General features: G+C 53.7%; 20 protein-coding genes, 1 riboswitch and 1 other annotated feature. Of the genes, 16 read left to right on the forward strand and 4 right to left on the reverse strand.

Going from position 1 to position 21322, the window contains the following annotated elements; genetic code table 11:
• The first annotated feature begins 2 nt into the window (after positions 1-2).
• The 9 genes from KNP82_RS01895 (at position 3) to KNP82_RS01935 (ending at position 8663) form a co-directional block, all read left to right on the forward strand.
• The gene (locus KNP82_RS01895) at positions 3-497 is read left to right on the forward strand and encodes an Lrp/AsnC family transcriptional regulator (protein WP_021065542.1); all 495 of its coding nucleotides are present in this window, start codon (positions 3-5) and stop codon (positions 495-497) included.
• Positions 494-1681, forward strand: a complete 1188-nt coding sequence (locus KNP82_RS01900; protein WP_214826872.1) for an aminotransferase — start codon at positions 494-496, stop codon at positions 1679-1681. The genes KNP82_RS01895 and KNP82_RS01900 overlap by 4 nt, the downstream gene beginning before the upstream one ends.
• Before the next feature lie 58 nt (positions 1682-1739).
• Positions 1740-2984, forward strand: a complete 1245-nt coding sequence (locus KNP82_RS01905) for a lysine N(6)-hydroxylase/L-ornithine N(5)-oxygenase family protein (protein WP_214826876.1) — start codon at positions 1740-1742, stop codon at positions 2982-2984.
• A gap of 194 nt (positions 2985-3178) precedes the next feature.
• Positions 3179-3571: a S1 domain-containing post-transcriptional regulator GSP13 gene (yugI, locus tag KNP82_RS01910; RefSeq protein WP_016509788.1), complete on the forward strand. Its 393-nt coding sequence runs from the start codon at positions 3179-3181 to the stop codon at positions 3569-3571.
• 94 nt (positions 3572-3665) lie between these two features.
• Positions 3666-4664, forward strand: a complete 999-nt coding sequence (locus KNP82_RS01915) for a Gfo/Idh/MocA family protein (protein ID WP_021065545.1) — start codon at positions 3666-3668, stop codon at positions 4662-4664.
• Positions 4665-4732: 68 nt separating this feature from the next.
• A complete protein-coding gene (locus KNP82_RS01920) occupies positions 4733-5896 on the forward strand; it encodes an iron-containing alcohol dehydrogenase (protein ID WP_029595137.1) in 1164 nt (387 codons plus the stop codon).
• Between the two features lie 106 nt (positions 5897-6002).
• Positions 6003-7355: a glucose-6-phosphate isomerase gene (locus KNP82_RS01925; RefSeq protein WP_029595138.1), complete on the forward strand. Its 1353-nt coding sequence runs from the start codon at positions 6003-6005 to the stop codon at positions 7353-7355.
• A 98-nt stretch (positions 7356-7453) separates the two neighbouring features.
• Positions 7454-7927, forward strand: coding sequence for an RNA deprotection pyrophosphohydrolase (gene ytkD / locus KNP82_RS01930; protein ID WP_021065548.1), 474 nt, complete (start codon positions 7454-7456; stop codon positions 7925-7927).
• A complete protein-coding gene (locus tag KNP82_RS01935; RefSeq protein WP_021065549.1) occupies positions 7908-8663 on the forward strand; it encodes an alpha/beta hydrolase family protein in 756 nt (251 codons plus the stop codon). The genes ytkD and KNP82_RS01935 overlap by 20 nt, the downstream gene beginning before the upstream one ends.
• 35 nt (positions 8664-8698) lie before the next feature.
• On the opposite strand, the gene pckA is transcribed toward KNP82_RS01935, so the two are convergent.
• Positions 8699-10270, reverse strand: coding sequence for a phosphoenolpyruvate carboxykinase (ATP) (gene pckA / locus KNP82_RS01940; RefSeq protein WP_029595139.1), 1572 nt, complete (start codon positions 10268-10270; stop codon positions 8699-8701).
• A gap of 315 nt (positions 10271-10585) precedes the next feature.
• Positions 10586-10705, forward strand: a riboswitch (SAM riboswitch).
• 132 nt (positions 10706-10837) lie between these two features.
• Between pckA and metK the strand changes: the two genes are divergently transcribed.
• Positions 10838-12046, forward strand: a complete 1209-nt coding sequence (metK, locus tag KNP82_RS01945) for a methionine adenosyltransferase (RefSeq protein WP_021065551.1) — start codon at positions 10838-10840, stop codon at positions 12044-12046.
• 39 nt (positions 12047-12085) lie between these two features.
• On the opposite strand, the gene KNP82_RS01950 is transcribed toward metK, so the two are convergent.
• On the reverse strand, positions 12086-12583 hold the full coding sequence (locus KNP82_RS01950; RefSeq protein WP_029595140.1) for a hypothetical protein: 498 nt from the start codon (positions 12581-12583) through the stop codon (positions 12086-12088).
• 164 nt (positions 12584-12747) lie between these two features.
• On the opposite strand from KNP82_RS01950, the gene KNP82_RS01955 reads away from it, so the two are divergent.
• Positions 12748-13218, forward strand: coding sequence for a GNAT family N-acetyltransferase (locus KNP82_RS01955; protein ID WP_029595141.1), 471 nt, complete (start codon positions 12748-12750; stop codon positions 13216-13218).
• A gap of 89 nt (positions 13219-13307) precedes the next feature.
• The gene (locus KNP82_RS01960) at positions 13308-14024 is read left to right on the forward strand and encodes an alpha/beta fold hydrolase (RefSeq protein ID WP_021065554.1); all 717 of its coding nucleotides are present in this window, start codon (positions 13308-13310) and stop codon (positions 14022-14024) included.
• A 30-nt stretch (positions 14025-14054) separates the two neighbouring features.
• Here the strand turns inward: KNP82_RS01960 and mnmM are convergent, their stop codons facing one another.
• Positions 14055-14627, reverse strand: coding sequence for a tRNA 5-(aminomethyl)-2-thiouridylate-methyltransferase MnmM (gene mnmM / locus KNP82_RS01965; protein WP_029595142.1), 573 nt, complete (start codon positions 14625-14627; stop codon positions 14055-14057).
• Entirely contained in the window at positions 14581-15558 is a 978-nt protein-coding gene (mnmL, locus tag KNP82_RS01970; protein WP_131471315.1) for a tRNA modification radical SAM protein MnmL/YtqA, read from the reverse strand. The genes mnmM and mnmL overlap by 47 nt, the downstream gene beginning before the upstream one ends.
• Positions 15559-15734: 176 nt before the next feature.
• Between mnmL and KNP82_RS01975 the strand changes: the two genes are divergently transcribed.
• From KNP82_RS01975 to KNP82_RS01990, 4 genes are all read left to right on the forward strand, one after another.
• The gene (locus tag KNP82_RS01975) at positions 15735-16925 is read left to right on the forward strand and encodes an MDR family MFS transporter (RefSeq protein ID WP_051627705.1); all 1191 of its coding nucleotides are present in this window, start codon (positions 15735-15737) and stop codon (positions 16923-16925) included.
• A 42-nt stretch (positions 16926-16967) separates the two neighbouring features.
• Positions 16968-17186, forward strand: a binding site (T-box leader).
• Between the two features lie 38 nt (positions 17187-17224).
• Positions 17225-19630 (forward strand): leucine--tRNA ligase, encoded by a 2406-nt coding sequence (gene leuS, locus KNP82_RS01980; RefSeq protein ID WP_029595145.1) that lies wholly within the window; start codon positions 17225-17227, stop codon positions 19628-19630.
• A 117-nt stretch (positions 19631-19747) separates the two neighbouring features.
• Positions 19748-20788 carry a hypothetical protein gene (locus KNP82_RS01985; protein ID WP_214826878.1) on the forward strand — a complete coding sequence of 347 codons (1041 nt, stop codon included), beginning with the start codon at positions 19748-19750 and terminating at the stop codon, positions 20786-20788.
• A gap of 14 nt (positions 20789-20802) precedes the next feature.
• Positions 20803-21315: a pyrophosphohydrolase domain-containing protein gene (locus tag KNP82_RS01990; RefSeq protein WP_131471313.1), complete on the forward strand. Its 513-nt coding sequence runs from the start codon at positions 20803-20805 to the stop codon at positions 21313-21315.
• Positions 21316-21322 lie beyond the last annotated feature (7 nt).

Raw genomic sequence — 21322 nt, forward strand, 5'->3', positions numbered from 1 at the left:
TTATGTACACATCGAAAGAATTAGAACTGCTCGAGTTGCTCGAAGAGAAAGGCTACCTCGAGACGAAATTGTTGGCGAACTTGCTAGCGACAGACGAGGCGACCGTTGAGGCGATGCTCGAGAAGTTCAAGGCGGACGGAATTTTGCTCGGTTTCCGGGCGATGGTCAACTGGCAAAAAATCAATCGGCACGACGTCACGGCGTTCATCGACGTCAAAGTCACACCGAAACGTGGCCGCGGCTTCGACGAGGTCGCCGAGCGGATTTATCGCTTCCCGGAAGTGACGGCGCTCTATTTAATGTCAGGGGCTTACGATTTGCAAGTCGTCATTCGGGCAAACTCACTCCAAGACGTCGCGTCGTTCGTGTCGGATAAACTGTCACCGCTCGATTCGGTCGTCTCGACGACGACGCACTTCAAACTGAAGACGTATAAACACGATGGTATCTTGTTCACCCCACAAGTCGAAGACAAACGGTTGAACATCACGCCATGAAGTCACTATCTCAACAAGTCGTCTCGATGAAGCCGTCCGGCATCCGCCGCTTCTTCGATTTGGCGCAAACGATGGAAAACGTCGTCTCTCTCGGGGTGGGGGAGCCAGATTTCATCACGCCATGGAATGTGCGCGAGGCGAGCTATGCAGCGCTCGAGCAAGGTTATACGGCTTATAGCGCCAACGCAGGACTCCTCGAATTGCGACAAGAAATCGCGAGTTATATGACGGACCGCTTCGGGGCGACGTATGATCCGGCGACGGAATTGATTGTCACAACGGGCGCATCGCAAGCGCTCGATATCGCGTTCCGGGCACTCCTCAACCCGGGTGACGAGGTCATCGTCGTCGAGCCGGCCTTCGTTTCATACGGACCGCTCATCGAACTCGCTGGCGGGACGGTCGTTCCTGTCGCCTGTCGTCCGGAGAACGGGTTCCGTTTGAACCGGGACGATGTCGAGGCGGCCATCACCGAACGGACGAAGGCGATGCTCCTCTGTTTCCCATCGAATCCGACCGGGGCCACGATGACGGGCGAAGAGCTCACCGAAATTGCGGAACTCGCGACGAAACACGATCTCTGGGTCGTCAGCGATGAGATTTATGCCGAGCTGTCTTACGATGAGCCGTTCACGAGTTTCGCGACGCTCCACGATATGCGCGAGCGGACGGTTGTCGTCAACGGGTTCTCGAAGGCGTTCGCGATGACGGGCTGGCGGCTCGGGTTCACATGCGCGCCGGAAGTCGTGACGCGAGAAATGCTCAAAGTCCATCAATACGGCATGATGTGTGCCCCGACACTCGTCCAATTCGGCGGTCTCGAGGCGCTCCGTAGTCGCGACCAACATGTACCGAAGATGGTGAAGAGCTATCGACAGCGCCGTAACTACTTCATCCAGGCCCTCAATGACGCCGGATTACCGACGCACGTGCCGGGAGGCGCGTTCTATGCCTTCCCGTCAATCCGTCACACGGGCTTGACGAGCGAAGAGTTCGCCGAGCGTCTCTTGCTCGAGGAACGGGTCGCGGTCGTACCGGGCAACGCGTTCGGTGCGAGTGGCGAAGGTTTCGTCCGTGCCAGTTACGCGACGTCGGTCGAACAGTTACAAGAAGCGATTCGTCGCATCGATCGGTTTATGAAACAGTTCGAGGTGACGACAACAACAACAGACTCTCAGCGATGAGGGTCTGTTTACGTTTTAGCGGTATAATAGGTGGGAAAAGACGAGCGAGGTGAAGCCAATGGAACAAGTGGATTTTGTAGCAATCGGCTGTGGGCCGTACAATCTCGGATTGATGGCGCTCAGTGAAGCGACTTCATTGAAGGGTGTCTGTTTTGAGGAACGGGACGACTTCAAGTGGCACGAAGGCATGCTGCTCGAGTCGGCGACGATGCAGACGCATTACTTATATGATCTCGTGACGCTTGCCGATCCGACGAACCGTCACAGTTATTTGAACTATTTGAAACAGAACGGCCGCTTGCAGACATTCATCGTCCAGGAGAGCCCGACAATTCCCCGGACGGAGTTCAACCGGTATTTACAATCGGTCGCCGCCTCGCTCGACACGATCAAGTTCTCACACCGGGTCACCGATGTCCGTCCGGCGGCGGATGGGTTTCTCGTCACGGTCGAGACACCGGATGGGGAAACGGTGCTGTCGTCACGTCACGTCGTCATTGGTACGGGAGCAGAACCGCTTGTCCCGGACGCCTTCCAAGATGTCGTCCATACGAGTTCGTATCGGATGGAGCGGGAGCGCTTGCTTGAAACCGATCGCATCGTCATCATCGGTAGCGGTCAAAGCGCGGCTGAAGTGTATCTCGACTTATTGACCCGGTCCGATAAAATGCGCCAACGCATCGATTGGGTGACGCGCTCGGATGTGTTCGAATCACTAGAGAGCGGTAAGCTCGGCGAGGAAATTTTCAGCTTGCCGTATGTCGACTATTTCAATCAATTGCCCTATGCGGAGCGGGAGCAGCTCGGGAAAGCGTTCGAGCGGTTCCGGAACGGGGTCAATCCTGAGACGCTTCGGGCGATTTATGGATTTTTGTATCATCGGACGGCGGACGGAAGTGATCAAGCGACGAACCTGTACACTCAGATTGAAATCGAGCACATCGCACACGAAATCGTTTATACTGTCGAAGGGACGCAACAATATACGGGGCAATCGTTTACGGGTGAATATGATGCGGTCGTAGCGGCGACCGGATATCGACCGCGCATCCCGACATGGGTCGAACGGTTCGACATCGAATGGGAGGCGGAGCAGCAGTGGCGTGTCAACAATCGCTATCAGATTGCGACGAAGACGACGTTGGCGGGAAGTTTATTTACCCATACGAATTTAGAACATTCGCACGGTCCGGCAGCGACGAATTTGGGGATGGCAGTGTATCGAAACGCAATCATGTTGAATGAAATGATGGGGGAAACGGTGTTTGATGTGGCCGCGCAGCAACCGTTTACAAGTTTTTGAACAAAAAAAGGGCTAGGCGTTAGCCTAGCGGAATCAGGGGGGAATACTTGAAGTCTTGCTTGATTTGTATTTACCCGACCCGTCGACTTTGAAACACAAAAACAATCCCAAATAATCTTTTTTACTAATTTGTACACTTTATCGAAAAAAGTATGTTATAGTAAGTTGATGAATTTAGCATAGGAGTGTTTGTAATGGCAAAATACGAAAAAGATCAAGTTTTAAAAGGTAAAGTAACAGGAATCCAACCTTTCGGTGCGTTCGTCGCACTCGACGACGAGACTCAAGGTCTTGTCCACATCTCTGAAATCTCACACGACTACGTGAAAGACGTGAACGAGTACGTTCAAGTCGGTCAAGAAGTTGAAGTGAAAATTCTTGATGTTGATGAAGCATCTAAGAAAATCAAGCTTTCAATGAAAGCAACACAAGAAGCTCCAAAACGCGAGAAGTCGGCTAAGCCAGCTCGTCGTGGCGCACCACGCCGCAACGAAGCTTCAAACTTCAAGCAAGAAGAAGCACCAGGCTTCACTGTCCTCAAGGACAAGCTCGAAGACTGGATCAAAAACACGAACTTCAAAAAGTAAGTGATTGAGACGACCTGCCTTGTGCAGGTCGTCTTTTTTTTGTACAGGAAATGTCCCACACGTTCACGAACAGTACAGAAAAGGAGTGAGGACCATGAAAATCGGAATCATCGGTACGGGCGGGATTGCCAAGACCGCCCATATCCCGCAATACATCGCAGCAGGCGCAGACGTCGTCGCCGTTATGAATCGGACACGCGAACGCGGGGAGGCGGTGGCGAAGCAGTTCGGAATCGAACGGGTGTACGAGACGGTCGAGGAGATGCTCGCCGAAGAGACACTCGATGCGGTCAGCATCTGTACACCGAACGCCTTACATAAACAACAAGTCATTGCCGCACTCGAGGCCGGCTGTCACGTCCTCTGCGAGAAACCGCCGGCCATCTCGGCTTACGAGGCGAACGAGATGCTAGAAGCGGCCAGACGAGCTGAGCGAACCCTTCATTATGGCTTCCATTACCGGCATCGGTCGGATACCCAACTATTGAAGCGGATGATCGAGGCGGGTGAACTCGGACACATCTATGCCGCGACCGCGCTCGCCCTTCGGCGCCGTGGCATCCCGGGATGGGGCGTGTTCACGAATAAAGAGTTGCAGGGCGGCGGCGCACTGCTCGATATCGGGGTACATATGCTCGACCTTGCCCTCTATTTGATGGATTATCCGAAGCCGGTCGATGTGGTCGGTCACGTCGGTCAATATCTCGGAACACGACCTGGTGTCGGGCTGATGGGCGATTGGGACGCGGACGCGTTTTCGGTCGAAGACACGGCGCGGGCGATGGTCACGTTCGATAATGGGGCATCCTTGTTCTTAGACGCGAGTTTCATGGCCAACGTCGACGCGGCGGACACGATGCGGGTCGAACTGCGTGGAACGAACGGTGGCGCGTCGCTGTTCCCACTCGTCATCCATACGGAAGAGCACGGGGCGTTGTTCGATAAGACACCGGCTCACCTCGCGCTCGAAGACCCGTATGCGAGACAGATTCACACGTTTCTCGAGGCGTGTCGTCAGGAGCCGTCGTACCAGCAAGCGGAACAGGCGGTGACGCTCCATACAATCATCGACCGCATCTACGCTCAGGCCTGATTGCTTTTCAATCACAAAAAACAGGGTATATAGTGTAGGTGTTACATATTTTCGAAGGAGGATGAATTATGCACAACTTTGAATACAAAAACCCGACGAAACTTATTTTCGGGACTCATCAAATCGAAAAACTCGCGAGCGAGTTACAGGCGCTTGACGCCAAGAAAGTGATGCTCGTCTATGGAGGCGGGAGCATCAAAAAGAACGGCACGTACGAAGAAGTCGTGGCCGAGTTAAACAATGCTGGGATCGACTACGTCGACTTCTCAGGCGTCGAGCCGAACCCGCGCATCGAGACGGTACGTCGCGCGGTCAAACAAGCACGCGAAGAGAACATCGACGCGTTGCTCGCGGTCGGCGGTGGTTCGGTCATCGATTGTACGAAACTCATCTCGGCGGCCATCCCGTATGAAGGCGACGCTTGGGATATCGTGCTTCGCGACCACATCCCGACAGAAGCGGTCCCGTTCGGTACGGTGCTCACGCTCGCAGCGACTGGCTCTGAAATGAACTCGGGCTCGGTCATCACGAACTGGGAGACGCAAGAGAAGTACGGTTGGGGCCACCCGCTTGTCTATCCGACGTTCTCGATTCTCGATCCGCGTTATACGGTATCGGTACCGAAAGATCAAACGATTTACGGCATCGTCGATATGATGAGTCATTGTTTCGAGCAATACTTCCACCCGAACCATGCGCCGGTCCAAGAGCGTATGACGGAAGGCGTGTTGAAAGCGGTCGTCGAATCGGCACCGAAACTCGTCAATGACTTGGAGAACGTCGACTTGCGCGCCATCATCTTGTTCGCCGGAACGATCGCCTTGAACGGAGTGCTCCAAATGGGCGCCTCGGGCGACTGGGCGTCACACAACATCGAGCATGCGGTCTCGGCTGTCCATGACATCCCACACGCAGGCGGACTCGCAATCTTGTTCCCGCGCTGGATGGAGCATGTGCTTGAAGAAGACAACGCCGCTCGATTTGCACGCCTCGGGACGGAAGTGTTCAACGTTGAACCGGCCGGTAACGATCTTGAGACGGCGAAACGGACGATTGCAGCTGTCCGCGCCTTCTTCGACGAGCTCGGTGCACCAAGCTCACTCCGTGACTATGACATCGATGAATCGACATTTGACGCCATCCTCGACTCGGCGATGAAACGAGGCGCATTCGGTCGCTTCCGTACGCTCGAACGTGAAGACGTCGCAGCGATTCTTGAACTGAGCAAATAAGGCGATTTCATGCCTATTTTGCAATAATGATTGAACGAATCCGACGTTTCCGTTTATGATGGGTCATGTATGGCTCTTCAATGAGCGATTTAAAGGAGGAAATGACATGTCAACAGTACGTTTCGATTATTCAAACGCCCTGTCTTTCGTCGGGGAACATGAAGTCGATCAATTGCAAGAAACCGTGAAAGCAATGCATTCGGTCATTCATGACCGCAGTGGGGCAGGTAGCGATTTCCTTGGGTGGGTCGACCTTCCAACAAACTACGATACGGATGAGTTTGCTCGCATCAAAGCGGCTGCGGAACGAATCCGTGAAAATTCGGACGTCCTCGTCGTCGTCGGAATCGGTGGATCATACCTCGGCGCACGCGCGGCAATCGAGATGCTCCAACATTCATTCTTCAACGTGTTATCTAAGGAAGAACGCAACGCACCACAAGTCTTCTTCGCCGGCCACAACATCTCGTCGACATACTTGACGGAGTTGCTCCAAGTGCTCGAAGGCAAGGACGTCTCAGTCAACGTCATCTCGAAATCGGGAACGACGACTGAACCGGCCATCGCGTTCCGTGTCCTCAAACAGTTCATGGAAGACAAGTATGGTCAAGATGGCGCACGTGAACGTATTTATGCGACGACAGACCGTGCCCGTGGCGCCTTGAAGACGCTCGCGGATGCAGAAGGCTACGAGACGTTCGTGATTCCAGATGACGTAGGAGGTCGCTTCTCGGTGCTCACACCGGTCGGACTCCTTCCGATCGCGGCAGCAGGCATCGACATCGACGCCCTCATGGAAGGTGCACGCGATGCCCAAACGGCTTACTCGTCTCCGAACTTGGCGGACAACGAAGCGTATCAGTACGCGGTCGTCCGTAACGCTTTATATGCGAAAGGCAAGTCGATCGAGTTGCTCGTCAACTACGAACCAGCCTTGCATTACGTATCGGAGTGGTGGAAACAGCTTTATGGCGAGTCAGAAGGGAAAGACAACAAAGGGATTTTCCCGGCGGCAGTCGACTTCTCGACGGATCTCCACTCGATGGGACAATACATTCAGGAAGGTCGTCGTGACTTGTTCGAGACGGTTATCCGTGTCACGAACGTCCGTCACGCGATGAACGTGCCGGAAGATTCACAAGACCTCGATGGCTTGAACTTCCTCGCTGGTGAGACGATTCAATTCGTCAACGACAAGGCAGCTGAAGGAACACTCCTCGCCCACACGGACGGAGAAGTCCCGAACCTCGTCGTCGAATTGCCAGAGATGACGCCGTACCACCTCGGTTACTTGTTCTACTTCTTCGAGAAGGCATGCGCGATGAGCGGATACATCCTCGGAGTGAATCCGTTCAACCAACCAGGCGTTGAAGCGTATAAAGCGAACATGTTCGCGTTGCTTGGAAAACCAGGTTACGAAGAGCAAAAAGCTGAGCTTGAAAAGCGCTTGAACCAATAATTTTGAGTAGGTCCGCTCCGGCGGGCCTATTTTTTTGTTTGAAACTAGTGGAAGACAAGGTAAAGTGAGAGTAGACAGGGGAAAGAAAGGGATGGACTATGTTGACATTCACGGACTACTATCACAATAAAGTCGAGTTGAGCTTTGCGCACTATCCATTTTCGGATACACCGCTCCACGTCTGGGTCGTCGCTCGCTTTGAAAATCAATGGGTGCTGACGAAGCACAAGCAGCGCGGACTCGAGTTTCCGGGTGGGAAAGTCGAACCCGGCGAACACGAGGATGACGCCGCGATTCGGGAAGTGTATGAAGAGACGGGTGGTGTCGTGAAGACGCTCCATTATCTCGGCCAATATCGCGTGCTCGGGCGCGGCGACACGGTCATTAAAAATATTTATTTCGCCGAAATCGAACGTTTCGACGATCATCCGGCGGTCGACGAGACCGATGGGGCCGTCCTTATGAAGGAATTGCCGACGAATCTGCTCCGGAACAATCGGTACAGCTTCATGATGAAAGACCGGGTGCTCCCGGAAACGATGAAGGTGCTCTATGAAAAACAATTGGTTTGACAAGGTCGAGGTCCTGCCGCCGTACGCCGGTTATCCGGTCCATCGTGGCTGGTATGCGACGCGTGACGGTGAGGACGTCGTCGCCTATACGATCACACCGAAACGGCCGAACGGACACGTCCTGTTCTATCTGCGCGGCGGAACAGGACGCATCGGGGATGTGCGTTTGCCCCGGTTGATGCAGTTCGCTGCCAAAGGTTTTCACGTCGTGGCGCCCGTTTACCGGGGTAACCATGGCGGGAGCGGGAAAGAGGACTTCGGCGGCGCCGATCTAGAGGACGTCCTGTCTCTCTACGATCGCGTCCGTCGAACGGATACGTTCATTCATGCCCTTGGTTTCTCGCGCGGGGGCATGATGGCGTTGTCGCTCGCCGCGGAACGACCGCTCACGTCCGTCACGTCATGGGCGGGTGTGACCAATCTCGAGTGGACATATGAAGAACAGCGTTCGATGCGGAAGATGTTGCGCCGTATGACCGGGGGCGACCCGGAAGCGGCCCGTGCCGCTTATGTTGAGCGCTCGCCGCTCTACAAGGAATGGGATGCACCGACGTTGTTGATTCACGGCACCGATGATGAACAAGTCCGCCTCCGCCATGCGACGGCGGTCGCGGAACGGATGGGGGAGCGGGCCGAACTTTGGGTCGTCCCCTTCGCCCATCAACTCCCGTTTTGGGAAAAATGGAAGACGACCGATGCGGCGATGGAATGGATGCTCGCCAACTCAAAAAAATGAGACGATTGCCGATTCGGCAGTCGTCTCATTTTTCGTTATACGATGATTGGTCCGGCCGCAACGACCGCCTCACTCGCTTTCGTGAATCGTTTGAAATTGTCCTGGAACTTCCGGGCGAGCGCCGTTGCTTCGGCATCGTAGCGCGCTCCGTCTTTCCATGTGTCCCGCGGATTGAGCACGTCGCCTGGCACGCCGTCAATGTGGCGTGGAATCTCGACATTGAAAATGTCGTGGCGCGTCGTCTCGACGTCACGCAATTTGCCGTTGACCGCCGCGTTCACCATCGCCCGTGTATAGGCGAGCTTCATCCGTGATCCTTCTCCGTACGCGCCGCCGGTCCAACCCGTGTTGACGAGATAGACGTCGACGTCGTGCTTCTCAATCAGCGTACCGAGCATGTCCGCATAGCGTTCCGGTGCGAGCGGCAGGAACGGTGACCCGAAGCAGGTCGAGAACGTCGCCTGTGGTTCAGTGACGCCGCGCTCCGTGCCGGCGAGTTTTGACGTATACCCTGACAAGAAGTGGTACATCGCCTGCTCTTTCGTCAATTTGCTGATTGGAGGCAATACCCCGTATGCATCGGCCGTCAAGAAGACGATCGTGTTCGGATGACCGGCCCGTGACGGAAGCATCGCGTTATCGATGAATTGAATCGGATAGGCGGCCCGTGTGTTCTCGGTGAGCGAGATATTCTTATAATCCGGTGCCCGGTTCTCGTCTAAGACGACGTTCTCAATCAATGAGCCGAAACGGATGGCATCGTAGATTTCCGGCTCGTTCTCGCGCGACAAATTGATCGTCTTCGCGTAGCAACCGCCCTCGATATTGAAGACGCCGTCGGGTGACCAACCGTGCTCGTCATCCCCAATCAAATGGCGTTCCGGGTCGGCCGACAGTGTCGTCTTCCCAGTTCCCGATAGACCGAAGAAAAGGGCCGTCTCGCCGGCGTCCGATACGTTCGCCGAGCAGTGCATCGATAACACATGTTGTTCCGGCAACAAGAAGTTCATGACCGAGAAAATCGATTTTTTAATCTCACCGCCGTATTCTGTTCCCCCGATCAGAATGGTCCGCTTGGCGAATGAGACGAGAATGAACGTTTCGGAGTTCGTCCCGTCGATGACTGGATCGGCCTTATAACTCGGTGCATAGATGACCGTGAAGGGCTCGAAGGCACCTTTCGTCGGCCATTCACGCAAGAACAACTGTTTGGCGAACAAATTGTGCCACGCGTATTCCGTGATGGCACGGACCGGGAGCGTATAGTGCTCGTCTGCCCCCGCAGAAGCCTCGAGATAATAGAGCTTGTCTTTCGTTTCGAGGTGCGTCAACACTTTGTCGAGTAGCGCGGTGAACTTCTCTTCCGCGATCGGTTGGTTGACTGGACCCCAGTCTACTAAATGATTGCTGACTTCATCTTGCACGACGAATTTGTCTTTCGGTGACCGTCCTGTGAATTTCCCGGTACTGACCGATAAAGCCCCGTCTTTCGTCAGTACGCCCTCACCGTTGCGAATGGCTTCTTCCACCAGTTCTGGAACCGTCAAGTTCCGCATCATGTCGGCACCTTTAATTAATTCTTCGATTTTCAGGAGCGTTGTCGCCATCCTGAATCCCACCTTTCCCCTAAATAGATGTGGATGAAATCCGCATACTTCCGCGTTTAATCAGTATGACGTTTTTATTATATGTGACATACTAATCAAAAACAAGCATTTTTTACCCTTTAAAGTAAGCGCTTTCTTACATTGTCATTCTAACATATTCTGTACCAGGTCATAGTACAAAAACCAAAACGGACAAAAAAATGTTTGATATTTCACAAACATAACTATTTGACCGTTTGTGAAAAGTTTGACGAATTCGGTCGATACGCTTGACAGAACGGGGTGTCATTTATATGATGGTCTTCGTAACGGATACTCTTATTCTGAGCGGTGGAGGGAACAAGGCCCTACGAAGCCCAGCAACCGTCCGATTTTTCATTGTTATTCGGAAAAGGTGCTATCCTGAAGCGAAGCGTAAGCTTCGAACGATAAGAGGGTAAGGAAGAACGATTCAACCTTTCCCATTTGAACATGGCGAGAGGTTTTTTTCATTACCGTCCCAAAGCAACGCGTAAGGGGAACGAGTACCGTCCACACATCACCCTTTATTATAGGAGGTTTTTCGAAATGGCAAACTTGAACCGTCGACTTTTCACTTCGGAGTCCGTCACGGAAGGACATCCGGATAAAATTTGTGACCAAATCTCAGATGCGATTTTGGATGCAATTTTAGCTGAAGATCCAAACGCCCGCGTTGCGGCTGAGACGTCTGTCACAACAGGTCTCGTGCTCGTAGCAGGTGAAATCACAACATCAACTTACGTGGATATCCCGAAAGTTGTTCGTGAAACTGTTCGTGAGATCGGCTACACACGTGCGAAATATGGTTTCGATGCAGAGACTTGTGCTGTCCTCACATCGATCGATGAGCAATCGGTAGACATCGCGCAAGGTGTTGACCAAGCGCTCGAAGCTCGTGAAGGACAAATGACTGAAGAAGAAATCGATGCGATCGGTGCTGGTGACCAAGGTCTCATGTTCGGTTACGCAACAAAAGAGACGCCGGAACTCATGCCGCTCCCGATTTCACTCGCTCACAAATTGTCACGTCGTTTGGCAGAAGTTCGTAAGAACGGCACGCTCGCTTACCTTCGCCCAGACGGTAAGACACAAGTGACAGTCGAATACGACGAAGCGAACAACCCAGTTCGCATCGACACAATCGTCATCTCGACACAACACGCGGAAGACATCACGCTCGAGCAAATCCAAGCTGATTTGAAAGAGCACGTCATCGATGCAGTCATCCCGGCTGAACTCATCGACGCGGACACGAAATACTTCATCAACCCGACTGGCCGCTTCGTAATCGGTGGACCACAAGGGGATGCAGGCCTCACAGGACGTAAAATCATCGTCGATACGTACGGTGGATACGCTCGTCACGGCGGCGGCGCGTTCTCAGGTAAAGATCCTACCAAAGTTGACCGTTCAGCAGCGTATGCAGCTCGTTACGTGGCGAAAAACCTCGTTGCAGCGGGACTTGCTGACAAAGCAGAAGTTCAACTTGCTTACGCAATCGGTGTTGCTCACCCGGTATCGATCGCGGTTGATACGTTCGGCACAGGCAAATTGAGCGAGACTGAGCTCGTCGAACTCATTCGTGAGAACTTCGACCTCCGTCCGGCCGGCATCATCAAGATGCTCGACCTTCGTCGCCCAATCTACAAGCAGACAGCAGCTTACGGCCACTTCGGTCGTACAGACGTTGAACTCCCATGGGAGCAAACGGACAAAGCGGCAGTGCTCGAAGAAGGCGCGAAACGTTTCGCATAAGCATAGAAAAACGACCTTTCACTCGAAAGGTCGTTTTTTTTAGGCTTGCGGCTTGTCTTCAGTTGTTGAGTTCTCTTTGCCAAGTGCTGTATCTTTCGCTTCGACGACTTTCTCGCCGATCGATTGTAAATCCGATTTCGCTTCTTGCGCCGTCCCGACGACTTTGTTCACGTCTTGTTTGACCGTGTCGACTTCACCGGCGACTTTTTCATAGACGTTTTGCACGTCGGTCGCGACGTCTTGAATGACCTCGCTCGCTGCTTTCACTTGACCGATGACTTGTGACGCCGTTCCGGCCGGGTCTTGCTTGACCGTATCGACGAGACCGCCGACCGATGACTTCGCGCTCGAGAACGATTGTTTCGTGTTCTCACGGTTTGACGTACTAAGTAAGGCGAGTAGGCCGCCGACGAGGGCGCCGAGGAGCATCCCAGTCACGACTGTGATTTTTGGACCTCCTGTGTTCGTTTGTTCAAACTGACGGTTCGGATGATTGGCTTGCTCGACTTGTGGATCGTGTTGTAGTTTCGGTTCCATGGTAACACTCCTTTTTGTAAGTTGGCATTGATACTCTTATACCCGACACAAAATGGAAAATAACGTTTTCCTTCATTTCGACATCAAAAAGTAATGAACGGGCAGGATATTTTTTTGCCGATGGGGAATGTTACTACTAGATTGGCCAAAAGGGGGATGCCGTTATGAAGATTCGAGAAGCCGTGCCAGAAGATGCCGCCACCATCCGCGACATTGCGCTCGCGACGGTCAGTGAACGAGACGAGGTTCGTTCGAAAGTAATGGAACGCGCCTATCAACAAGAAGAGATCGTCCGCGCCATCAGTTCAAGCGAGGAAGCGAAAGAGCAGTTGTTCATTGTCGGTGAGGCCGAAGGCGACGTCATCGGCTTCTATCACGCCATCGACCGCGGGGACACATGGGAAGTACTCCGTCTCTATCTTCATCCGGCTCATCACCGCCAAGGCCTAGGGACGGCACTGTTGTCGCATCTACGGGAACGGAAAGTCCAACCGATCGAGCTGTACGTCGAAAGCTCGAACGAGCAAGCCATCGCTTTTTTGAGTCATGAGGCGTTCATCGAACTGAATAGAATCCAAGAAGAAGTATACGATCAACCGATGGAACTGATTCATTTACGGTACGACCCGCGCTAAGACCCTAGACGGATTTTCAACCAAACATCAGTCTCGGCTGATGTTTTTTGTTAGTATAAAGATATGTGATAACAAAATGAGGTGACAGCATGGCTTATGAAGAAGAATCACGAAAAGGGGTCATCGTGATCGTGTATCCGCTCCAGTTCACGTCGCGTTTGAGTGAGGCGTTTTTAGGACGGTTGCGGGACGAGTATGAAGTCCTCGTCGTGACCGGCCAGACGGTCGGTTTGACGGCGGAAGACCATAAATTGTTAATCAAGAACACGTTACGTGAGGCGAGTCAGTACAAGCTGCCGATTCACGTCATCGCGTTCAGTCTCGGGGCGTTGTTGACGAACCGCTTGCTCCAGGAATATGACGTGCCGCTCGGCAGTCTGACGTACATCTCACCGCTGTTCGACTGGCATCCGTCCCGCCAAATCGGCGGACTGAAACAAGTCGTGGCCAGTGCGGTCGACCGTTTCCGTCCTGACCTTCCGCTCGGCATGATGACGTTCATGGGTGGCGGGGAAGAGTCGTCGCGCTTCGGGGAGATCACGTACGGTCAATACCGTGAAATCGAAGAGGAAATCGTCGAGCATCAAGAAGAGAAGAAACATCTGCCGCGTCTGCCGCTCGCTTGTTTCTACGCACCGGACGATCGCTTCGCCGATGTGAAATTGACACTCAACGTCTGCCGGAAAATCGGCGGCGACCAAGTGTATATCCGCCGGCTTGAAGGGTTCCCGCACTTCGGCTATGAACGACTGAATACGAAGTTCGCGGAGACGCTCATCACGTTTTATGAATTGATTCGAGAATGAAGACAGGCGACTCGCATGAGTCGCCTGTTTTTATTCTCGTTTTTCAATCGCCACGATGAACGGGGGATGATTGATTTGATTGATAAAGCCGTAACGGAGGACGCCGGCCCGTTTTTGATCGAGTGATTCGACATATGCGAGCACCTCATCGCGCTCGACTTTGCCGCTCTCATGGCCGTGATAGATGACGACGACGATGACGCCGCCGACGGCCATGACATCGAGCAGTTGCTCGAGGGCGTCGATGGTCGTATTGCCGGTCGTCGTGACCGACTTGTCGCTTCCCGGTAAATAGCCGAGATTGAACACGGCCGCTGTGATTGGGCGTGTCTCGTCTGCCACGATGTCCCGGACCGTGTCGTGGCTATCATGAATGACGGTGACACGGTCCGTCAATGTTGCCTCCTCGATACGAGTCCGTGTTGCCTCGACCGCCGCGGCTTGAACGTCGAACGCATAGACATGTCCCGTCGCTTCGACGAGTTCGGCTAAAAACAATGTGTCGTGCCCGTTGCCGGCCGTCATATCGATGGCGACGGCACCTGGCGTCACATGTTCACGAAGTAGGTATTTCGCGAACGGTAAAACTCTCATTAATCCCATGGCTCTCATCCTTCTTTTTTCCTTGGAAAGAATCACGACGCATTAATTCGGCATCGATGGCGTTTAGGACGGCCATCTTGTGCCGACTCCACGTCGGACCGATCAACAGATCGGGTGGACCGTCACCGGTCAGACGATGGATGACCATCTCGGGCGGTAATACTTCCAATTGATCACAGACGAGCGAGACGTAAGTCGTCTCGTCCATGAGCTCGAGCAGTCCTTTTTCGTATTGTCTGGCGAGCGGGGTCTGCTTCAAGACGTGGAGCAAATGGATCTTGATTCCTTGTACGTCCATTTTAGCAACTTCTCGCGCCGTGTCGAGCATCATCTCCGTCGTCTCGCCCGGCAGGCCGTTGATGATATGGACAACGACGCTGATTTGGCGTCGCCGGAGTTTGTCGAGTCCTTCCAAGAACGTCTTGTAGTCGTGACCACGATTGATTTTCCTCGCCGTCGCATCGTGAATCGTCTGCAGGCCGAGTTCGACCGTGAGTGACGTCCGTTCATTCAACTCGGCGAGATAGTCGACGACGTCGTCTGGCAGACAGTCCGGTCGGGTCGCAATCGATAGACCGACGACACCGTCCTCCTCAAGGGCGGGCTCGAATAATTCCCGGAGCCGGGAGACGGGGGCATACGTGTTGCTGAACGCTTGGAAGTAGGCGATGTAACTGGCGTGTTTCCATTTTCGGTGCAGCCGCGCCTTCACTTCGGCGAATTGGACCGAAATCGGATCACAGGCATTGCCTGCGAAGTCGCCACTTCCGTCATCCGAGCAGAACGTACACCCGCCCTTCGAGACGAGCCCGTCCCGGTTCGGACAAGTGAAGCCCCCGTCGAGCGGTACTTTGAACACTTTTCCGCCGAACTCGCGGCGATATGCTTCATTTAATTTGTGATATTTGGCTTCGCCAAACGGGTTTTGCATGAATATCCTCTCCTTCTTTGCTCATGCTATCACAAAGATAAGTCACCGTTATTTCATAATAAGTAATTTTTCTTGACAGTTATGAGGCGTTCCGTTAGCTTGGAGGAGGACTTATTTTTGATTCGGCCGTCGTGCCGAATTTTTATCGTTTAACGGGTAGGAAAGGAGTAACTGGTATGAACAACAAAATGCCGATTTCGGTATGGATTTTGGTCATCGCGATGGCGCTCAATACGACGGCGGCGTCTTTTTTATGGCCATTTAACACACTCTATATAAATGGATATTTAGGCGAGTCAATGACGCTCGCAGGGATGGCGTTGCTCGTTAACTCGGCCCTCGCCATTGCCGGGAACTATATCGGGGGGACGCTGTTTGACCGGATCGGCGGGAAGCGGACGCTCATCCTCTCGGTCGGCCTATTGCTCGTGAGCTCGCTCGGGTTCTTGTTGTTCCATGCCACGTTCCTCGGCTACTTGGGCTGGCTCGGCTTAATCGGGTTCTCCGGCGGTCTCGTCTTCCCGACGGTATACGCCTTTGCCGGCTTGATTTGGCCGGAAGGCGGACGCCGTTCGTTCAACGCGATTTACGTCGCTCAAAACGTCGGGGTCGCCCTCGGGACAGCGATGAGCGGACAGATTGCGCGCATCGATATCGAGTTGATTTTCTACGCCAACTTCTTCTTATCGGTCTTATTCGTCGTCGTCCTCTTATTCGGGCTCCGTTATTTGAAAGACCCGGCACGTCCGGTCGTCCAGTCGCAGCTTGAGGCTGCGGCGACGACGTTATCGAGTGCGACGATGAAATCGATGTGGTTCGTTGCCATCGGTTACGCGGCCCTTTGGTTCGTTTACGTGCAGTGGCAAGGGACAATCGCCGTCCATTCGAAAGACCTTGGCGTGACAATCAGCCAATATTCACTCCTTTGGACGGTGAACGGAGCTTTGATCGTGTTCGCTCAACCGCTCCTCAACCGGGCGCTTCGTTACTTTGAAGATGATTTGAAGAAGCAACTCATCGTCGGCGCCGTCATTTTCCTCGCTGCCTTCGCGGTCGTCCCGTTCGCGGGGGGCTTCACGATGTTCATGGTCGCGATGATCGTCATGACGATCGGGGAGATGTTCATTTGGCCGGCCGTTCCGACGATTGCCGCGAAACTCGCACCGCCGGGGAAAGCAGGTCAGTTCCAAGGACTCGTCAATATCGCAGCCTCGGTCGGTCGGATGATCGGTCCGACCGTGTCGGGTCTCGTCTATGACGTATTCGGCATCGGTGCCGTCTTTACAATGCTATTCTTGCTCACGGCCATCGCGCTCGCGTTCTTCATTTTCATGAAGGACATCCGAGTACCTGAAAAATCAAGTTGACGCTCTAAAACAGATTGGGCTAAAATGAACGAGTGAGATCATACACATGCGTAGAAGAGGAATAGTATCGTGACGTCTGTATTTGTAGAGAGCCGGTGGGTGGTGTGAACCGGTATATGGACCGCGAGAACTCGCCTTGGAGCAGTTCGCCTGAACGAACAGTAGGGTGAACCGGAGTTACGCCTCGTTACCGGCGTCTCAAGTGGCAGAAATGCAACATGGGTGGTACCGCGGAAAGCTTTCAAGCCTTTCGTCCCATTACCGGGGCGGAAGGCTTTTTATTATGCAGAGGAGGATGAATGTTGGACTATTTTAAACATCAAGACATCGAGCCGAAATGGCAAAAGCGTTGGGACGAGAAAGATGCATTCCGGACGACAGAGGACCCGGACAAGGAGTGTTTCTACGTCCTTGACATGTTCCCTTATCCGTCAGGAGCCGGACTTCACGTCGGTCACCCGGAAGGTTACACGGCGACGGACATCATCGCCCGCATGAAACGGATGCAAGGCTTCAACGTCCTCCATCCAATGGGTTGGGACGCGTTCGGTCTTCCGGCCGAGCAATATGCCCTCGACACAGGGAACGACCCGCGCGAGTTCACAGAGCGCAACATCGGCACATTCCGCCGCCAATTGAAAGAGCTCGGTTTCTCGTACGATTGGGATCGTGAAATCAGCACGACCGACCCGAAATACTACAAGTGGACGCAATGGATCTTCACACAACTTCATGACCGCGGACTCGCCTACGTCGACGAAGTCGCCGTCAACTGGTGCCCGGCCCTCGGGACGGTACTCGCCAACGAAGAAGTCATCGACGGGTTGTCGGAGCGGGGAAGCCATCCGGTTTACCGTGTGCCGATGAAACAGTGGGTGCTTCGTATCACGGAATACGCCGAGCGCTTGCTCGATGATTTAGAAGGGCTTGACTGGCCAGACAGCGTCAAAGAGATGCAACGCAACTGGATCGGCAAGTCGGTCGGGGCTGAAGTCGATTTCAAAGTCGACGGTCACGATAAAGTCGTGACGGTGTTCACAACACGTCCGGACACACTTTACGGCGCGACATACGTCACGCTCGCACCGGAGCACCCGTTTGTGAAAGCAATCGCGACACCGGAACAAGTCGTCGCCATCGAAGCGTACGTCGAAGAAGTCTCGAAAAAGACAGACCTCGAACGGACCGATCTCGCCAAAGAGAAGACGGGTGTATTTACCGGCGCTTACGCCATCAACCCGGTCAACGGGGAGAAGCTTCCGATTTGGATCGCTGACTACGTGTTGTCGACATACGGCACGGGCGCGGTCATGGCCGTACCTGGACATGATGAGCGCGACTATGAGTTCGCGAAGACGTTCGACCTTCCGATCCGTGAAGTCGTCACAGGCGGCAACTTGGATGAGGCGGCTTACGTCGAGGACGGCGTCCACGTCAACTCAGGCAGCTTGGACGGCCTCAATAAAGCCGACGCGATCGCCAAAATCATCGAAGAACTCGAACTCGCCGGCACTGGCCGTGCGAAGACGACGTATCGTCTCCGCGATTGGTTGTTCAGCCGTCAACGCTATTGGGGCGAGCCGATTCCAATCATTCATATGGAAGACGGTACGCTCAAGACCGTTGCGATTGAAGAGCTTCCGCTCGAACTCCCGATTATCGATGAAATCAAGCCGTCGGGTACGGGAGAATCACCGCTTGCGAACGCCGACGAGTGGTTGACGTACACGGATCCTGTGACAGGTGAGAAGGGGCGGCGCGAGACGAACACGATGCCACAATGGGCCGGTAGCTGCTGGTACTACATTCGCTTCATCGATCCGCACAATGAAGACATGATCGCGGATCCAGAGAAGTTGAAGCGTTGGCTTCCGGTCGACTTATATATTGGTGGTACGGAGCACGCGGTCCTACACTTGCTCTACGCTCGCTTCTGGCATAAAGTGCTCTATGATATCGGCATCGTTCCAACGAACGAGCCATTCCAAAAGCTCTATAACCAAGGGATGATTCTCGGTGAGAACAACGAGAAGATGTCGAAGTCAAAAGGGAACGTCGTCAACCCGGACGATATCATCAAATCGCACGGTGCTGACACGCTTCGCCTTTACGAGATGTTCATGGGACCGCTCGACGCAGCCATCGCTTGGTCGACGAACGGCCTTGACGGCGCTCGTCGCTTCCTTGACCGCGTCTGGCGCTTGTTCGACCAGACGGAGCTCACGGACGGCGCTCCGACGGCCGACTTCGAACGGACGTACCATCAGACGGTGAAGAAAGTGACAGAAGACTACGAGGCGCTCCGTTTCAACACGGCGATCTCGCAACTCATGGTCTTCATCAACGAGGCGTACAAACAAGACACGCTTCCAAAACAAGAGATGGTCAACTTCATCAAGATGCTCTCCCCAGTCGCGCCACACTTGGCCGAAGAGTTATGGGAACGTCTCGGCATGACAGAAGACTTGACGTACGCGGCATGGCCGACGTTCGATGAGTCGAAACTCGTCAGCGACACGATTGAAGTCGTCATCCAAGTGAACGGGAAGCTTCGTGCGAAGATGCACGTGGCCCGCGACGCTTCGAAAGAAGCGCTCGAGGCCGATGCGCTTGCGAACGAACGCGTTCAAGAGTTCACGGAAGGAAAGACGGTCCGCAAAGTGATTGTCGTTCCAGGGAAACTCGTCAATATCGTCGTAGGATAAGCAAAGGAATGTGTGACATTGTCACACGTTCCTTTCTTTTTCGTCATGTCGTTTTCTTTTCGGGTCGGGTTTGTTACACTAAAGGGCGATACTGCATATAAAGGGGACGAAACGTCCATGAAACGTTCATACGTACTATATACGACGCTATTTGCCGTCGTCGTCGGTGTGATTTTATGCTATGTGTTCGTCTTTTCGGACAAGGACATCCAAAGCCAAATCGCCTCGACGTTTGAGAAAATCGATATTCAAACGAGCCATCAATCGACTTCGGTACCTCCCGTCGAAGCCTCGCCGGACGAGGAGGACATCGATACGACCGATGCCCTCGAACAGATTCAAGAGATTGATGAAGTGTACTATAGTGACACGATCGGATCGTATCTCGTCTTGACGAAAAATAAAGAGTTCTTCGAAGTGAGCGGGAACGCCAATCGCGTGAATTCGTCGCTCATATTGGAGAACGAAGGGCAACCCTATCGGTTCGGCGAGTTCATCGGCATGCGCATGATTTCCGAAGACAAAATATATGCCGTCACGGCGAACGGGGTTCTCGTGACAATCGAGCGGGTAGAAGGCCGTTGGACGGAACAACGACGTAAATTGATTAAAGGAATCGCCTCGACAGACCGGTTGTTCGGCCTCGGTTACGATGAAGAGACGAAACGATTGATTATCATGAGCCGTTTGGAGGACACGCCGGATGTAGAACTGTTGTACGTCCAAGAGCGGACGCTCGAGGAAGAGACGGCCAACGACAGTGAGGCGGAAACGGGTACAGCGACGGAAACCGATTCAGACGACGATTCGACATCGACGACAGATGAAGCGGACTCTGAAGCAGTAGCGGAACCGAAGACGGAATGGGCTGTCGAGTCGAGAAAACCGCTCACGACCGAAGGGATGAGCGCCTCGATTCAACAGAAGTTCGAGAACTTCCGCGGTGTCGGCCTCGTCGAACGCCAAGGGCGCATTTACGTCCTCGATTCGGAAGAACTCGTCCTCTATACGGTCAACCCGGACGAAGGGACGATGAACGGGCAGATGGTGACACCTCGCGTCTACGGCTCGACCGGCATGTTCCTGCAAGACAATGAGATATTCGCCATCGTGCGACCAGATGTGTTCGACCTTGACGATTTCGTCTCGGTCGACTGATAGGAGAGAATGAGATGAGCAAACGTTACTTTTATGAAGAGGTTCGCCAGTTCCACGAGACGTTCGGACACCCGGAGGCGAGTGCACCGCAACCGCTTAGCTTAGACCGTGCTGTCAAACGTTCGGTCTGGACGGCAGAAGAAGCTGTCGTCGAATTTTTACATCAATCGGCACGGAATGAAGACGAGTTCCTTGCTGCCGTCGCCACGTTCCAACAAGGATTCGAACAGGCGGTTCAAAAATCGCTCCAAGACGCACCGCCGACGGACGACGTCGCTCGCCTCGTCGGACAAGGTGATGCGCTCACGGACGCCCTCTATTTCGTGATGGGCAGTTTCGTCGAACTCGGGCTCGACCCGGTTCCGTTGTTTGAAATCGTGCAGCGTGCCAATATGGCGAAGCTCGGACCAGACGGCAAGCCGATCCTCCGTGCGTCAGACAATAAAGTCATGAAGCCGGAAGGCTGGTTGCCACCCGAGCCAGAGCTCGAGGCGGAAGTAAGACGTCAACTTGAAGCAAAACAGTGACACTAAA

Source organism: Exiguobacterium sp. s26, from assembly GCF_018618235.1.
GTDB lineage: Bacteria > Bacillota > Bacilli > Exiguobacteriales > Exiguobacteriaceae > Exiguobacterium > Exiguobacterium chiriqhucha.

Bases quoted from the DNA above. Each gene is read 5' to 3' on its own strand.
- KNP82_RS01895 (WP_021065542.1), top strand. From the start codon at position 3: ATGTACACATCGAAAGAATTAGAACTGCTCGAGTTGCTCGAAGAGAAA.
- KNP82_RS01900 (WP_214826872.1), top strand. From the start codon at position 494: ATGAAGTCACTATCTCAACAAGTCGTCTCGATGAAGCCGTCCGGCATC.
- KNP82_RS01905 (WP_214826876.1), top strand. From the start codon at position 1,740: ATGGAACAAGTGGATTTTGTAGCAATCGGCTGTGGGCCGTACAATCTC.
- yugI (WP_016509788.1), top strand. From the start codon at position 3,179: ATGGCAAAATACGAAAAAGATCAAGTTTTAAAAGGTAAAGTAACAGGA.
- KNP82_RS01915 (WP_021065545.1), top strand. From the start codon at position 3,666: ATGAAAATCGGAATCATCGGTACGGGCGGGATTGCCAAGACCGCCCAT.
- KNP82_RS01920 (WP_029595137.1), top strand. From the start codon at position 4,733: ATGCACAACTTTGAATACAAAAACCCGACGAAACTTATTTTCGGGACT.
- KNP82_RS01925 (WP_029595138.1), top strand. From the start codon at position 6,003: ATGTCAACAGTACGTTTCGATTATTCAAACGCCCTGTCTTTCGTCGGG.
- ytkD (WP_021065548.1), top strand. From the start codon at position 7,454: ATGTTGACATTCACGGACTACTATCACAATAAAGTCGAGTTGAGCTTT.
- KNP82_RS01935 (WP_021065549.1), top strand. From the start codon at position 7,908: ATGAAAAACAATTGGTTTGACAAGGTCGAGGTCCTGCCGCCGTACGCC.
- pckA (WP_029595139.1), bottom strand. From the start codon at position 10,270: ATGGCGACAACGCTCCTGAAAATCGAAGAATTAATTAAAGGTGCCGAC.
- metK (WP_021065551.1), top strand. From the start codon at position 10,838: ATGGCAAACTTGAACCGTCGACTTTTCACTTCGGAGTCCGTCACGGAA.
- KNP82_RS01950 (WP_029595140.1), bottom strand. From the start codon at position 12,583: ATGGAACCGAAACTACAACACGATCCACAAGTCGAGCAAGCCAATCAT.
- KNP82_RS01955 (WP_029595141.1), top strand. From the start codon at position 12,748: ATGAAGATTCGAGAAGCCGTGCCAGAAGATGCCGCCACCATCCGCGAC.
- KNP82_RS01960 (WP_021065554.1), top strand. From the start codon at position 13,308: ATGGCTTATGAAGAAGAATCACGAAAAGGGGTCATCGTGATCGTGTAT.
- mnmM (WP_029595142.1), bottom strand. From the start codon at position 14,627: ATGGGATTAATGAGAGTTTTACCGTTCGCGAAATACCTACTTCGTGAA.
- mnmL (WP_131471315.1), bottom strand. From the start codon at position 15,558: ATGCAAAACCCGTTTGGCGAAGCCAAATATCACAAATTAAATGAAGCA.
- KNP82_RS01975 (WP_051627705.1), top strand. From the start codon at position 15,735: ATGAACAACAAAATGCCGATTTCGGTATGGATTTTGGTCATCGCGATG.
- leuS (WP_029595145.1), top strand. From the start codon at position 17,225: ATGTTGGACTATTTTAAACATCAAGACATCGAGCCGAAATGGCAAAAG.
- KNP82_RS01985 (WP_214826878.1), top strand. From the start codon at position 19,748: ATGAAACGTTCATACGTACTATATACGACGCTATTTGCCGTCGTCGTC.
- KNP82_RS01990 (WP_131471313.1), top strand. From the start codon at position 20,803: ATGAGCAAACGTTACTTTTATGAAGAGGTTCGCCAGTTCCACGAGACG.